General features: G+C 44.8%; 10 protein-coding genes and 2 pseudogenes. 5 read left to right on the top strand and 7 right to left on the bottom strand.

Going from position 1 to position 13487, the window contains the following annotated elements; translation table 11 throughout:
- Positions 1-112: 112 nt before the first annotated feature.
- Positions 113-1765, top strand: a complete 1653-nt coding sequence (gene pgi, locus BM283_RS00295; protein ID WP_254776054.1) for a glucose-6-phosphate isomerase — start codon at positions 113-115, stop codon at positions 1763-1765.
- 68 nt (positions 1766-1833) lie between these two features.
- On the opposite strand, the pseudogene BM283_RS00290 reads toward pgi, so the two are convergent.
- From BM283_RS00290 to BM283_RS00275, 4 genes and pseudogenes are all read right to left on the bottom strand, one after another.
- Positions 1834-2709, bottom strand: a pseudogene (locus tag BM283_RS00290) (IS982 family transposase).
- 121 nt (positions 2710-2830) lie between these two features.
- A complete protein-coding gene (locus tag BM283_RS00285; protein ID WP_217646387.1) occupies positions 2831-3523 on the bottom strand; it encodes a hypothetical protein in 693 nt (230 codons plus the stop codon).
- A 307-nt stretch (positions 3524-3830) separates the two neighbouring features.
- Positions 3831-4460 carry a response regulator transcription factor gene (locus BM283_RS00280; RefSeq protein ID WP_090687631.1) on the bottom strand — a complete coding sequence of 210 codons (630 nt, stop codon included), beginning with the start codon at positions 4458-4460 and terminating at the stop codon, positions 3831-3833.
- A 17-nt stretch (positions 4461-4477) separates the two neighbouring features.
- Positions 4478-5881, bottom strand: coding sequence for a cache domain-containing protein (locus BM283_RS00275; protein ID WP_175491981.1), 1404 nt, complete (start codon positions 5879-5881; stop codon positions 4478-4480).
- A gap of 195 nt (positions 5882-6076) precedes the next feature.
- Between BM283_RS00275 and BM283_RS00270 the strand changes: the two genes are divergently transcribed.
- The 3 genes from BM283_RS00270 (at position 6077) to BM283_RS00260 (ending at position 10019) form a co-directional block, all read left to right on the top strand.
- Positions 6077-8095: a carbon starvation CstA family protein gene (locus BM283_RS00270; protein ID WP_090687626.1), complete on the top strand. Its 2019-nt coding sequence runs from the start codon at positions 6077-6079 to the stop codon at positions 8093-8095.
- A gap of 56 nt (positions 8096-8151) precedes the next feature.
- Positions 8152-8352, top strand: coding sequence for a YbdD/YjiX family protein (locus BM283_RS00265; RefSeq protein WP_090687623.1), 201 nt, complete (start codon positions 8152-8154; stop codon positions 8350-8352).
- 107 nt (positions 8353-8459) lie between these two features.
- Complete coding sequence (locus tag BM283_RS00260) at positions 8460-10019, top strand: trypsin-like peptidase domain-containing protein (protein WP_090687621.1); 1560 nt, start codon at positions 8460-8462, stop codon at positions 10017-10019.
- Between the two features lie 22 nt (positions 10020-10041).
- Here the strand turns inward: BM283_RS00260 and BM283_RS19160 are convergent.
- The 3 genes and pseudogenes from BM283_RS19160 to BM283_RS00250 form a co-directional block, all read right to left on the bottom strand.
- Positions 10042-10557, bottom strand: a pseudogene (locus tag BM283_RS19160) (IS982 family transposase).
- Between the two features lie 173 nt (positions 10558-10730).
- Complete coding sequence (locus BM283_RS17840) at positions 10731-10910, bottom strand: hypothetical protein (RefSeq protein WP_139225152.1); 180 nt, start codon at positions 10908-10910, stop codon at positions 10731-10733.
- A 390-nt stretch (positions 10911-11300) separates the two neighbouring features.
- Positions 11301-12011, bottom strand: a complete 711-nt coding sequence (locus BM283_RS00250; RefSeq protein WP_090687618.1) for a DUF3313 domain-containing protein — start codon at positions 12009-12011, stop codon at positions 11301-11303.
- Between the two features lie 319 nt (positions 12012-12330).
- Between BM283_RS00250 and BM283_RS00245 the strand changes: the two genes are divergently transcribed.
- Positions 12331-13356, top strand: a complete 1026-nt coding sequence (locus BM283_RS00245) for a hypothetical protein (protein WP_217646384.1) — start codon at positions 12331-12333, stop codon at positions 13354-13356.
- Positions 13357-13487: the final 131 nt, after the last annotated feature.

The raw sequence follows: 13487 nt of genomic DNA, 5'->3' as shown, positions 1-13487 counted from the left end.
TTTGATTTGATGTTTGGGTGGCTAAATTCTTGGAAGAAGATCCTGACTGAGCGGATAAACGCGATCACTTTGATTGGCGTTATTATTCAGAAGGCAAATTAAAGGAAGCCTCATGATGACAAATAGGACAGAAAACATATTCCCCCTCACCGAACGTAATGCATGGAAAGCCTTGACAGTTCATTACGAACAGGTTCGTCGCCTCCAGCTGCGAACGCTCTTTGCAGACGATCCTCAACGTGGTGAACGCATGACGGCTGAGGCGGTGGGCCTCTACCTGGATTATTCGAAGAATCTTGTTACCGATGAAACGCTTACGTTGCTATTGCAATTAGCCAGAGAATGCGGACTTCGTCAGCGAATTGAGGCCATGTTCAGCGGCGAGAAGATCAACATCACGGAGGATCGGGCAGTGCTGCATGTCGCGCTGCGTGCTCCGAAGGAAGCTTCTATTATCGTAGATGGTGTGAATGTGGTTCCACAAGTACATGCCGTACTCGACAAGATGGCCCATTTTTCTGAGCGCGTGCGGAGCGGTGAATGGAAGGGACATACCGGCAAACGTATTCGTAACGTTGTCAACATTGGCATCGGTGGTTCTGATTTAGGACCCGTGATGGCCTATGAGGCATTGAAGTATTACAGCGACCGGGCGATGATATTTCGCTTCGTATCGAATATCGACAGCACCGATTTTACAGAAGCAGTGCACGATCTCGATCCAGCGGAAACGCTTTTCATTGTTTCTTCCAAGACATTTACCACGTTAGAAACGATGACGAACGCACATACGGCTCGGGAGTGGTTGCTCGCTGCATTCGGTGGCGATACTCAGTCGATCGCCAAGCATTTTGTTGCTGTCTCAACAAATGCTGAGGAAGTGGCCAAATTCGGCATCGATACGGCGCAGATGTTCGAGTTTTGGGATTGGGTGGGAGGGCGTTATTCCATGACTTCAGCTATCGGTCTGTCGACGATGTTGGCTATCGGACCTGCTAACTTTCGAATCATGCTCAGGGGTTTTCATCAAATGGACGAGCATTTTCGAACGGCCCCGTTTGAAAGCAATCTGCCGGTACTGATGGGCTTACTCACATTGTGGTACACCGATTTCTTCGGTACCCAGGCTGTTGCCGTATTGCCCTATGAGCAGTACTTGAAGCGATTTCCTGCCTATCTGCAGCAATTGGCGATGGAAAGCAACGGCAAGCAGATGACGCTCAATGGATCCCGTGTTAGCTATAACACGAGCCCAATCTATTGGGGTGAGCCGGGGACCAACGGCCAGCATTCGTTTTACCAGTTGCTTCATCAAGGAACCAGCCTTATCCCTTGTGATTTCATCGCTTTCATTGAAACACTTAACCCGCTTGGAAGGCATCACGATATACTGCTGTCGAATGTCTTCGCCCAGGCAGAAGCCTTGGCTTTCGGCAAAACTGTTGAACAAGTGAAGGCCGAAGGTACACCTGATTGGCTTGTGCCACACCGGATCTTCGAGGGTAATCGTCCCTCCAACACTATCCTTGCCGAGCGACTTACCCCGGAAGCGCTTGGCAAGCTTGTCGCGCTCTACGAACACTCAGTCTTTACTCAAGGCACGATTTGGGGAATCAATTCATTCGATCAGTGGGGAGTGGAATTGGGCAAGGTACTAGCTCAGCGTATTATCCCGGAACTGGAAAATAAGATAGAACCTGCACTCGGGCATGACAGTTCAACCAACCAACTGATCCGTCGCTATCGGAACTCTAAAGGAACCTGAATTTCTTATGAGGTAGTGGTCAAATAAAACCGAATACCTTTACTAACGTGAGTTCGACATAAGAATCATCACAACACCATAGGAAGAGCTTGAGGGAGTCTGATATTAAGCGAGGGTTTCTTCTCGCGAAAGGTGTGAGCCACCAGTCCGGCTATCAGATTAACAAAGAAGTTAAATACGCTGCGATGACGGGAATGCTCAATTTGCGAACTATTCTTCAATGGATCATTGACGGTTCCAATAATCGAGCGTTTATGTAACAGCAGCTTGTCAAAAAGCGGCAACAGCTTGTTTTTCATGTTCTTGCATACCTTGGTAACGAGCTGCACACCTTGCTCCCAAAGTTACTCAAAGAGTGGCTGCGAAATGTAGCCCCGGTCACCAAAGCGTTTCCCAAATAAGGAGCGCGTCAACTCTGGTACGAGGTCATGGTCATTCACATTGCCCGCCGTGATTTTGACTCCCAGCAATTCCCCCCGGTCATTGATGACCAGGTGCAACTTGAACCCATAAAACCAATCCGCACGGGTCTTTTCCCAGGCAGCAAACTCTGTCATTACTTTATGCGACCCAATGCGGCGATTGTGGCACACACTGATCCTGGTCGAATCAATTAAGCTGATCCCACTGCATTGCCCAAAGCGGCTGGTCAGAAAACAACACAAAGGTACCAGGCTACCTTGCAATAGCTCAACAAAGGGGTGGTAGTTCACCAATCCTGGAAAATAACCCCGCTGATACCTCAACACGTCATTCAGGTAATAGTGCTTAAACGTCCGCTAGCCGGATAGATGAAACTCCACCATAATGGTTATGACCTCGCTTAGACACAGTGCTCCTTGCCGCCCCCGTTTCAGCGACGACTCTAATAAGTGCTGCTCCCGGCGCGGCTCAAACTCTTTAAAAAATTCGTCACTCGCACAAAGAATCGTTGTAGTATCCATGGGAATCTGGCTCTTCTCGTAATGAAATTCTTTTCCAAAACCACTTTATCATAAGGAATTCAGGTTCCTTTTACAGCTTTTCTTATGTCGAACTCACGTTAAAAAATTAAAATTAAAACCTTTAATGTGCCTCCCACCACTGTTGAGCTTTAGCTCGATCAAATGCAGGCAGGATAGTTCTTTGGATTCTTACGCCAGATAATGCAGGAAATTTTGAACGAAATAATGCTTCATCTTTGGCAAATTCATCTGTAATTTCCACATCGAACGTACCACCACTAGCTCCGACAGCCGCTTGATCCAATAAAGGAATTGTTGGGCCGGCCTTGAACTCATCTCCTTGTCTTTCACGTACAATTGCTGAAATATGTCCAAGATAGAATACTCCCTTATCTTTAATTTCTATTGGAGAATGAAGAGGAGTAAAAAACCATCCAGGAGTTAGAAAAGATTTAGCCCTGCTCGTAATTCCGCGAATTTCATAGTTTCCAGCATCTAGCTCCATACGAATTAAATATGAATTACCAGCAACTTCGGAATCATCTTCTTGGAACTTGGCCTTATCATCAACTGGAAAATTTATCTTGTCAGAAGATTCTTTCGCATCAGGTTTTTCCACATGCACGATAAGCATTCGTGGTTGATAAGATTCATGGTATGAGTTTTTGAGTGTCGCCGTCATGAGAAGGATTGTTTTGCTTATTTCAGTTAGCTGTTTTTTGTCATCCTGAAGTGCCATTTTTGTTGAAGTTGCACATCCTGTTAAAACCAGCATAACGAGAAGAGAAAATGTATATACTTTATTGTTATTCATGAATATTTTTTATTACGCACTTAAAATTGAAATGGTTCTAATATTTAAATTAAGGGACACGCTTTAGCGTGTCCCACTTGAATGATAAATTAGCCATAGCTGCGACCGAAAGCTTTCAGCCAAACTCAGCAGAACAAGCTGGTGTGGAATATAGACGTTTTTAAGCATGTTGTGCTCAACAACATCATCCGCCAAGCGCAAGCTTGCTTCTGAGTGAGGTTTAACCTCGTATACATACACAATTCCACGGTTGCGATTTTATGGAGAATGGCAGCGCCATTTGGTTAAACTATACGACTTGATTCGCTCAATTTGGATAACATCTGATGCCATATTGATAGAGCTCAGTCCAATTTTTAAGATTACGTTTGCTCCTAATATGGTCAGCATGAGTTTTCAGAACAGATGGTAGGAAATTTAACACTTGACAGATTTCTTCCTTTGTTTTTCCTTCGGCAATAAGCTTTAATACTTCCTCTTCCTTAGGGGTTAAATGTTCTATATATTGTTTTGGTTTTGGTAAAGAAGGGTCTAGATAAAACCCGCCTTCCAGATAATACCCGCCTGTAATAATACTTTTAATCCCATTTATTAAATTTTTAATCCCGCCTTTTGGTATATAACCACGCGCACCAGCATCGCGGGCACGTCTCACGAGTTCTTCATTCGCTTCTCCGCTGTATATCAGAATAGCTAATTCAGGATATTCTTTAGTAAGCTCCGAGGTCAGGCTGATACCGTTTAGTTCAGACTTCAGACAAATATCCATTATTACGAAATGAATTTTATTATTTTTAATAGATTTCCACGCTTCATCTGGATTTTTGGCCGTAGCCACCAAATTAATCATGGGAACAGCTGTTCTTAAGGTTTCACGAATGCCAAAAGCCATTGCATCGTGATCTTCAACGATCAGAGTATTGATGAGAGATGCCATAATAATAAATCTAAAGATTAGTTCAGGGGAATTGTGGCAATGACCGAAGTACCGCTTGAGGATGAGGTAAGCTGAAGAATCCCACTTTCAGCTTCAATTCGCTCCTTCATGTTGCGCAAACCTAATCCCCTCTTGGGATCGTCGTTGACATGACCAATGTTGAATCCGTGGCCATTATCGTGTATCACTAACGTAACATCACGCAAATTATTTTCCAACTGCATAGAAACTCGCTTGGCATCCGAGTATTTCTTGGCGTTGGCAATAGCTTCTTGTGCAACCAAAAGCAGCGCTTGTTGCGCAGCTGAAGGTAGCTCAATCATCATGCCTAGGACGTCGAACTCAACTTGCATTGCATCGCTGTCAAAATGATGTGCACATGAGCGCAGTGCGCCTTCCAATCCAAGGGCATTAAGATTATATGGCAGGAGATCATGAATCACTCCATCCATATCCACCAAAGTTGTATCCACTAGCGAGACGGCTTCGCTGAATGTATTCTTTGGGTCAGTTAGCTGTTGCGGGTGCTCTTGAGCAAGTTCTTCTAATCGGTAGATACCTAATTCAATTTTCATTTTGATAGCCAACAGCATGGATTTGATAGAATCGTGTAATAAACTGGCTATTCTTGTGCGTTCAGCTTCCTGTGTTTTGATGATACGTTGTGCTAATGCGCTAAGTTGGGCATCCACTATACTACGCCCTCTGATGTTCCACATCAGCCCTAATACGAGAGCTATTACACTTAGAAAGGAAATCAAAGTAATCCAAAGCATTGTGTCAAAGATATTCAGAGAAGCTTGTTTATCTAGCCTCGCTAACGCTGCATTAATATCATCCAAATAAACACCCGTACCCAACACCCATCCCCAGTTCTCCAGAACAAAGACATAAGCACGTTTGGGCACTGGGACAGTGTTCTGATTGGTTGGCTTTTGCCACATATAATCCACCAAACCTCCTCCTTCAAGGGCACGACTGATTAACCTCTGTATCGATGGATCTCCATTAGTATCTCTTAGATCCCATAAGTTTTGGCCCACGAGCTCAGGTTGGCGGGGGTGCATCAGGAAGTTACCCTGCAGATCGAACAAGAAGAAATAACCATCCGGACCATAATTCAAGCTTCTCAAAATCATCTTTGCTTCATCCATCGTGGCTGCGTCTGCCCGGCCTGAGCCATAAAGGTATGCAATAGACTGTTCGGCTAATGTGCTGTAGTTCTTTAATTCGATATCTTTACTGTCTTTGTAAGCATCTTCAATAGATTGGCGTTGCTGTTGTTCCAATAAAGCAGCCCGGTGATACACAGTCAATGCAATTGAACCAAGCGCCACAATGAGTGGCGTGACAGCAAACCAGATAATTTTATTTCGTAAATTCATCTTAGTAGTTTTATTTTCGTAAATTCCCTCAGTCACTTTATAACATCGCCACACCACAGTTGGCATCCACAAAATAGTGGAGACGACCTCCATATTTTAGAGGATGTGCGAGATGTTTCTTTGCTATTGAATGCACATATGACTTTTGCATCAACATGATCCTTATGTGGATAACAAAAATGCCAAGTCAATTCAAGACCAAAAGGTACTCAATGAACTTAGGAGGGAATAATGAAAAAATTAAGTATTAAACTTGGCTGGCTGATGCTTTCTCTTACCGGCGCCTTTGCTCTTGGCGTCATTGCCTTGCAGCAGGGTGAATCCATTAATGCGATCTGGATTGTGCTTGCAGCTGTTTGTGTGTACCTGATTGGCTATCGCTATTACGGCTTATTTATCTCACAACGTGTATTGGGACTTGATTCCGAACGTATGACTCCAGCTTATAAATACAATGATGGTCTGGATTATGTTCCGACAAACAAGTACGTGTTGTTTGGCCATCATTTTGCAGCCATTGCCGGTGCCGGACCTTTGGTTGGGCCGATTTTGGCTGCCCAGATGGGTTATTTACCCGGTTTGTTGTGGTTGCTGATCGGCGCGGTGGTTGCTGGAGCTGTGCAGGATTTCATTATCCTATTTGCCTCGATGCGGAACGATGGCCGCTCACTCGGCGATATGATCAAATCTGAGCTTGGGCCTATCCCCGGCATGATCGCTCTGGTCGGCACATTCTCTATCATGCTGATTCTGCTGGCGGTACTGGCGCTAATTGTGGTCAAGGCGCTGGCCGAGTCACCTTGGGGCACTTTTACCGTAGCGGCGACTATTCCGATTGCCTTCTTCATGGGTATTTATGTGCGCTATATCCGCCCAGGACAGGTTGGTGAGGTTTCATTGCTCGGTTTTATTCTGCTCATGCTTGCGATCATCGGTGGACAATCCATTCAGGAAAACCCTGAACTGGCCGCTTTATTTACCTTTGACGGTGTCCAGCTCACCTTTATGTTGATTGCGTATGGCGCCATTGCTTCGGTATTGCCGGTCTGGTTGTTGCTGGCACCACGTGATTATCTTTCGACTTTCCTAAAGATCGGCACGATCGTTGGTTTAGCTGTGGGCGTGCTGGTTATTTCACCCGAACTTAAAATGCCGGCCTTCACGCAGTTTGTCGATGGGACGGGCCCAGTCTGGTCTGGCAGCTTGTTTCCCTTCCTCTTTATCACCATCGCATGTGGCGCTGTCTCGGGCTTTCATTCATTGATCTCATCCGGTACAACACCCAAAATGCTTAAGCAGGAACAAGAAGCGACTTTCATTGGCTATGGAGCCATGCTGATGGAGTCATTTGTCGCGATTATGGCGCTGGTTGCCGCTTCCATTATCGAACCCGGGATCTATTTTGCCATGAATAGTCCCGCTGCTTTAATCGGTACTACTGCCGAGTCTGCTGCGCAAACGATTTCACAATGGGGCTTTTATATTACGCCCGAGATGTTGACCCAGACTGCCAAAGATGTTGGTGAAAACACTATTATCTCTCGTACTGGCGGAGCCCCTACTTTGGCTGTTGGCATGGCTCAAATCCTGTCCAATTTTACCGGTGGGCAGGCAATGATGGCTTTCTGGTATCACTTTGCAATCCTGTTTGAGGCGCTCTTTATCCTGACCGCGGTCGATGCAGGCACCCGTGCTGGTCGATTCATGTTGCAGGATCTGCTCGGTACTTTTATCCCTGCCATGAAACGAACTGACTCCATTGGTGCAAATCTCATTGCCACCACGTTATGTGTCAGTGGCTGGGGATATTTCCTCTATCAGGGGGTGATTGATCCACTAGGGGGCATCAATACCTTATGGCCGTTATTCGGGATTACGAATCAGATGCTTGCTTGCATTGCGCTCATTTTGTGTACCTGCATTCTGTTCAAAATGCAACAAGACCGGTATGCATGGATCACTATTGTGCCGACCGTTTGGATTGCCTGTACAACCTTAACTGCCGCCTGGCATAAGATATTTGATGCTAATCCCAGAATTGGCTTTCTCGCCCACGCCACATCATATGAGGAGGCGCTCAGTGCAGGAAATCTGCTTGCACCCGCTCAATCCGCCTCCCAGATGCAGCAGGTGATTTTCAATGATTATCTCGATGCAGGGCTGGCAGCTATGTTCATGTGCATATTGATCAGCATGTTGTTTTTTGGCTTAAGAACGGTATGGCTTGTATGCAGATCCGGACTCGTCTAATTACCTTCTGCCAATCCTTATTAATTTCCATAACTTACCAGAATTGAGGTTTTTATATGTTAAATAAAATTACCAGCCTAATGAGGTATCTAGTGCAAAGCTTGCGCTTAATGATCGGTGTGCCTGAATACAGCGTATATGTTGCTCATATGAAAGAGGTGCATCCTGATAAGGCAGTCATGCCTTATGAAGCTTTTTTCCGGGAACGACAAGAAGCACGGTTTGGGGGAAATGGGAAAATCAGTCGCTGCTGTTAAAAAAATAAACAGCTATTTTCTATAATCGTGCGGCTTTAATAAATGAACCTTTTTGTTTTTCCTCTCAAGGAGATTCAGTTTTTAATAAAGGGGAGAGAGAATTAATAATGAAAAATAATATATTAAAAATTGCTGCTACTGTATCTCTAACATTATTATGGGCAACTTCGGCCAGTGCGGTGCGGGTAGAATCTAAACAATACAACCTGATCACTAGTAGGAGCACAACTACTCATGATGCATCAGTTTTTGTGGGCACTGGAGAACAAGCCTACATTATCAATCTTGCGGATATTTCGGTTGACCCTGCCAGTATTACCGGGAACAAGACGGGTATAATATTGTCATTACCCTCACCTACAACGGCATCTCTGTTGCATTGGGAATCAATTAAAGGCGGATATGTTGCCCGCTTTCGTGTGTTTGCTAATGAACAAATCAAACGCCTCCGGCTGCACCTTACTTTTGAAGGTACTATACCAATGATCAGCTTTCGCGTGCAGGGTAATTTAGATAGCTCACCAATTGAGTCGATTAATAATAGCAGTATTTATGATGAGGAAATTTGGTTGCCGAGCACTAATGGCAATAGTGCCGATCTAGAGATATTTGTTGAAGGCTCCTCGCCTGAAATGCTCAATTTTAAAATTGATACTATAAATCTAATTGTAATCAGTCTAAGAGAAGTTGGTCATTCTCATGCGACCTCTAGAAGTTTAAAATTAACGGAGAGCGAGCAATATGATCTTGCTTGCTGGGCAGGAAATGCGGAATACCCTGCTTTGAAAGCTGCAGCAGCTTCAACGGCGTTAATTTATTTTATAGATAAGGAGAGTAAGACATCTTCTGCCTGTACAGGCACACTATTAGCCGATGTGGGAGGTACATTTACTCCTTGGTTCATCACTGCCAACCATTGTCTATCGAGTCAGACTGAAGCTGACTCAGCAGAGTTTCGCTGGTATTTTCAAGCAATAACGTGTGGTGAGGATACGGTGGATTTCCGGGAGCACATAACTTCTGGTGCAGAATTGCTGTGGAGCGATTCTATGCAAGATGTTTCATTTCTTAAATTAAGAGATCTCCCTCCAGCAACCATTCTCAGCGGCTGGGATACCGACATTCAAGTCGGAGATCCTGTATGGTCAGTACATCATCCTAATACAGATCATACAATGGTCAGCTTTGGAAAAGTCACTGAATTTTCTACGCTAGTTCAAGGAGATGATGGAAAAGTCCGTAAACTTAATACGGTAAAGCATGAGTTTGGCGGTACTGAAAGTGGTAGCAGTGGCTCCGGACTTTTTACAGTAGAAAATGAACGAGCATATTGGAAGGGGACCCTACATGGCGGCCCAGCAGATGACTATAAAATAAGTTATTATTCACATTTTTTAAGCTACTACACTAATCTCAAGCAATGGCTAGCTGATCCAGCAATTAATTGCTTTCTCAACTGGGCCGAAGGTTTTTATCCCAACCTTTTTTCTCCTCGTGGAGCAGTTACGCTCGAGTCATCTCCCTATACTTATCGATATTATGAAAATACCAACGCATATGTAGGATTTTCCTCGGTAGATGGCCACGTTTACTACCTCGGACCGGATGGTATATTGGTGGATGTAGGTAATATCTCCACTTGGTTAAAGGAAGCAGGTTGTTCATAACTCTCACGCACTTCTGCAGGCTCTAGGCTAACTCTAGCTCTGATATTTCTGGCAATAAGTTAGTAGAATGTAAACATATATTAACGGAAGTTCTGCATATCAGATTAACAAAGAAGTTAACTGGGCTGCGATGGCGGGAATGCTCGATTTGCGAGATATTCTTCAATGGGTCATTGACGGCCTCAATGATGGAGCGTTTACGTAACAGCAGCTTGTCAAAAAGTGGCAACAGCTTGTTTTTCATGTTCTTGCGTACCTTGGTGACGAGCTGCACGCCTTGCTCCCAAAGTTGCTCAAAGAGTGACTGTGAGATATAACCCCGGTCACCAAAGAGCTTTCCAAATAAGGAGCGCGTCAACTCGGGTACCGGGTCACGGTCATCCACATTGTCCGCCGTGATTTTGACTCCCAACAATTCTTCCTGGTCATTGATGACCAGGTGCAACTTGAACCCATAAAACCAATCCACACTCGCCTTTCACCGAGCAGCAAACTCTGCCATTACTTTATGCGACCCAATGCGGCGATTGTGGCACACACTGATCCCGGTCAAACCAATGAAGCTGATCTCACTGCATTGCCCAAAGCGGCTGGTCAGAAAACAGCATAAAAGCACCAGGCTATCTGGCAGCAACTCCACAAAGCGATGGTAACTCACCAACCTTGGAAAAACATTGTTGATACCTCAACACGTCATTCAGGTAATAGTGCTTAAACGTCCAATAACCGGATAGATGAAGCCCTACCATGATGGTTCATGACTTCGCTTAGACACAGCGCTCCTTGCTGCCAGCGCCGTTTCAGCGACGACTCTAATAAGCGCTGCTCCCAACGTAGCTCAAACTCTTTACAAAATTCGTCACTCGCATAAAAAATCGTTATCGTATCCATTGGAACCTGACTCCTCTCATGGTGAAATTCTTTTCCAAAACGACTTTATCATAAGGAATTCAGACTTCTTTTACAGCTTTTCTTATGTCGAACTCACGTTTACTAAGGTTTTTCTCAAATTATATTAATGGCATATTCCCAATAGCTGTATGAATGCGATAAGCATTCTAGTAAGCAATATATAGTTGTATATCTTTTTAGCAGAGTGAGTGCCTGGGTTTTCCTCAGTTTATCGATTAGGTCATCGCAGGCAACTGTACAGTAGCAAAATAAAAGCCCTACCGGATAGCGATAGTCCGGTAGAGCTTCTTGCGTTTCATATATTTTTTGAACCAGTTTTTAGGAAATTCTTTCCATAAGCTTTAATACCTGAATTTCAACCCTAAAGGATTAATCTCCCGGTTTCTCACATACAGCATCACCACGCATTGTGCAAGCACGCCATCGGATTTTTTTCGCCCAATAAGTAAAAGCTTGCTCGACATCTTCCCACCGGTTCAATGACTTCCAGGCGTATTTACCTCCTCCACGGCGATCAACGCCAGCACCCAGCAATTCGCCAGTTTGGCTATCTGTTGCCTCCATTTCGATGGAAGATTTGCCGACTAAGCTTTCCGTTCCACTGAGTGCTTTTTTTCCTTTAGACACAATAAGGGAGCCTGGATGCATTGCTGTGACGTTATCTAGTACCGGGATCCCTTTCCCAGCTTCCGTGATGCCGATGCGAACCCTCAACACTCCGGGGCCAGGTTGCTGAACCATAGTATAATCCTTACGCAATTCTTCATCGACACGGGACCAGAGAAATTGCGACAAATGATTTGCATCTTCCATATCGATATTTTTAGCGCTCGATTTCTCTCCACGCCAGACTTGTACTGGCTCCAGCAGGATTTTCGTATAAGATTTGAATTTGGTTTTATCCGGCGTAAAATAAACCAGCGATGCCTCAGTTTCATTTGCTGCTGGATGGAGCATTGAATAATCATTCAAAAATCCGGATGGTTCAGCCTTCCCAAACCCTCCCGCCTGTTCAGTAGTGGCACATGCCGTAAGCATTGCCGCGCATACTCCAATCAATATTGCTCGTTGTATCATCATGATCGCAGTCTCCTAGAAATTTTCGCATAAGGGTCCATTTTCCACGACACCAGATAATCCTATATAGATTGCTTAGCTAAAGCAATCTAATTAACTATAAGAACGATCTATCCTTATGTGAGACAGTCATATTCAGGTATCTTGCCGCTGCCTGCCTGGTGAAATATTCGGCCTGACGAAGGAACGGGTTTATTCTTACGTGTTAGCACGTATTTTTTTAATTTGCGTATTCTAATAAGCTATTTCTAAAACATGATTGGTTAAAAATGAGCATTTAATCTTCCTATTAATAGCGGCAACTTTATAAATTAGGCGGCATATGTTGCGTTTTCTGAGTTCGCTTTTCACAGGCACGTCCGAGCAACAGAAAGGTTTGCCTGAAGACTTGATTGAGCAAGCCATTGATCGCGCGGTAGAAGGTACGGATCAGCGTATCCGTGCCATTGGACAGTATCGAAAACGGCTTCATCAGCCCGTTGAATTCGCTGTTGCTCATGTGATTGCTCTTGTTGATGCCTTGCCTGCGCCAGTAGAAATCAGTTCGCGGGCATTTGGTCTTGATCCGCTACTCCGTACATTCTTTGTTTCGACTGATCATCTGCGCGAAGTTTTAGGAAGTTTCAAGACTCTGCGCAACTACCTGGCAAATTTGACTGAACCTCTTCCTGAGCAGATTTTTGGACTGCTAAGTATGGATATGGAGGAACGCAAGGGATTCGGGATGGAACTTGTGGGTGACAGCTTGCGCCGTGATGTGCTGCAAGTGACCGTTAATTTTTCCCATCATCGTTATCTTGGGCCTACCAGCAATGAGATGGATACCCGCCGAGAGCTTAAGAAACGCGCCTTCGATTTCCTCATCGAAAAGGCACTGGAGCGTATCGCGTGCGAGCGGAGCAAACGGAGGGAATTGGATCATCAATGGCATCTCTTGAAACAAAAACTTAATACCATGAAAGCAGGAAATTGGGGACTCGATCTGATGTCGGCCGATCACGAACAGCAGCATCCTGATTTAGCCACCTTGGAAGCGGAAATTGAGGCAATTGAGCGGGAGCTTGGACAATTCCATACCGATCATCTTGGTTTGGAAGAGAGTCTGGCAAGCGTTATCGATATTTTGAGCTATCCTGCAGCATGGCTGGCATCTCGTGAGATCCGGTTACACCTTGATTCCATGGGAATCAAGATTCAAGATTCATCAACGGCATCATGCAAGGAAATTGTTTTAACAGAGATTTTTTCAGGGACGGCGGAACGAAGAATCGTCCTGTTGGGACATATTGCACGAACGGATATACCCGAGCCAGCGAATATCTGGCAAGAAGCGAAGCGCTACCTGTAAGGGTGACTTTGGTTGCATACTCCGATTGCTGCCCATATCAGTGTGCGTATTTTTACTGTAAAAACGCAAGAATGTCGTACCTTTGGCTGAAGCATTGGTTGGAGCAAAGTCTCATATGATTCGGGCACAAC

It is taken from the genome of Nitrosomonas sp. Nm34, from assembly GCF_900113925.1.
Taxonomy (GTDB): Bacteria; Pseudomonadota; Gammaproteobacteria; order Burkholderiales; family Nitrosomonadaceae; genus Nitrosomonas.
The sequence above is the reverse complement of the archived record's forward strand: the minus strand, read 5'-3'. Positions and strand labels throughout refer to the sequence as shown.

What these genes read in the sequence shown, in the direction of transcription:
- pgi (WP_254776054.1), top strand. Translation starts at nt 113, where the DNA reads ATGATGACAAATAGGACAGAAAACATATTCCCCCTCACCGAACGTAAT.
- BM283_RS00270 (WP_090687626.1), top strand. Translation starts at nt 6,077, where the DNA reads ATGAAAAAATTAAGTATTAAACTTGGCTGGCTGATGCTTTCTCTTACC.
- BM283_RS17840 (WP_139225152.1), bottom strand. Translation starts at nt 10,910, where the DNA reads ATGGATACGATAACGATTTTTTATGCGAGTGACGAATTTTGTAAAGAG.
- BM283_RS00250 (WP_090687618.1), bottom strand. Translation starts at nt 12,011, where the DNA reads ATGATGATACAACGAGCAATATTGATTGGAGTATGCGCGGCAATGCTT.
- BM283_RS00265 (WP_090687623.1), top strand. Translation starts at nt 8,152, where the DNA reads ATGTTAAATAAAATTACCAGCCTAATGAGGTATCTAGTGCAAAGCTTG.
- BM283_RS00285 (WP_217646387.1), bottom strand. Translation starts at nt 3,523, where the DNA reads ATGAATAACAATAAAGTATATACATTTTCTCTTCTCGTTATGCTGGTT.
- BM283_RS00260 (WP_090687621.1), top strand. Translation starts at nt 8,460, where the DNA reads ATGAAAAATAATATATTAAAAATTGCTGCTACTGTATCTCTAACATTA.
- BM283_RS00245 (WP_217646384.1), top strand. Translation starts at nt 12,331, where the DNA reads ATGTTGCGTTTTCTGAGTTCGCTTTTCACAGGCACGTCCGAGCAACAG.
- BM283_RS00280 (WP_090687631.1), bottom strand. Translation starts at nt 4,460, where the DNA reads ATGGCATCTCTCATCAATACTCTGATCGTTGAAGATCACGATGCAATG.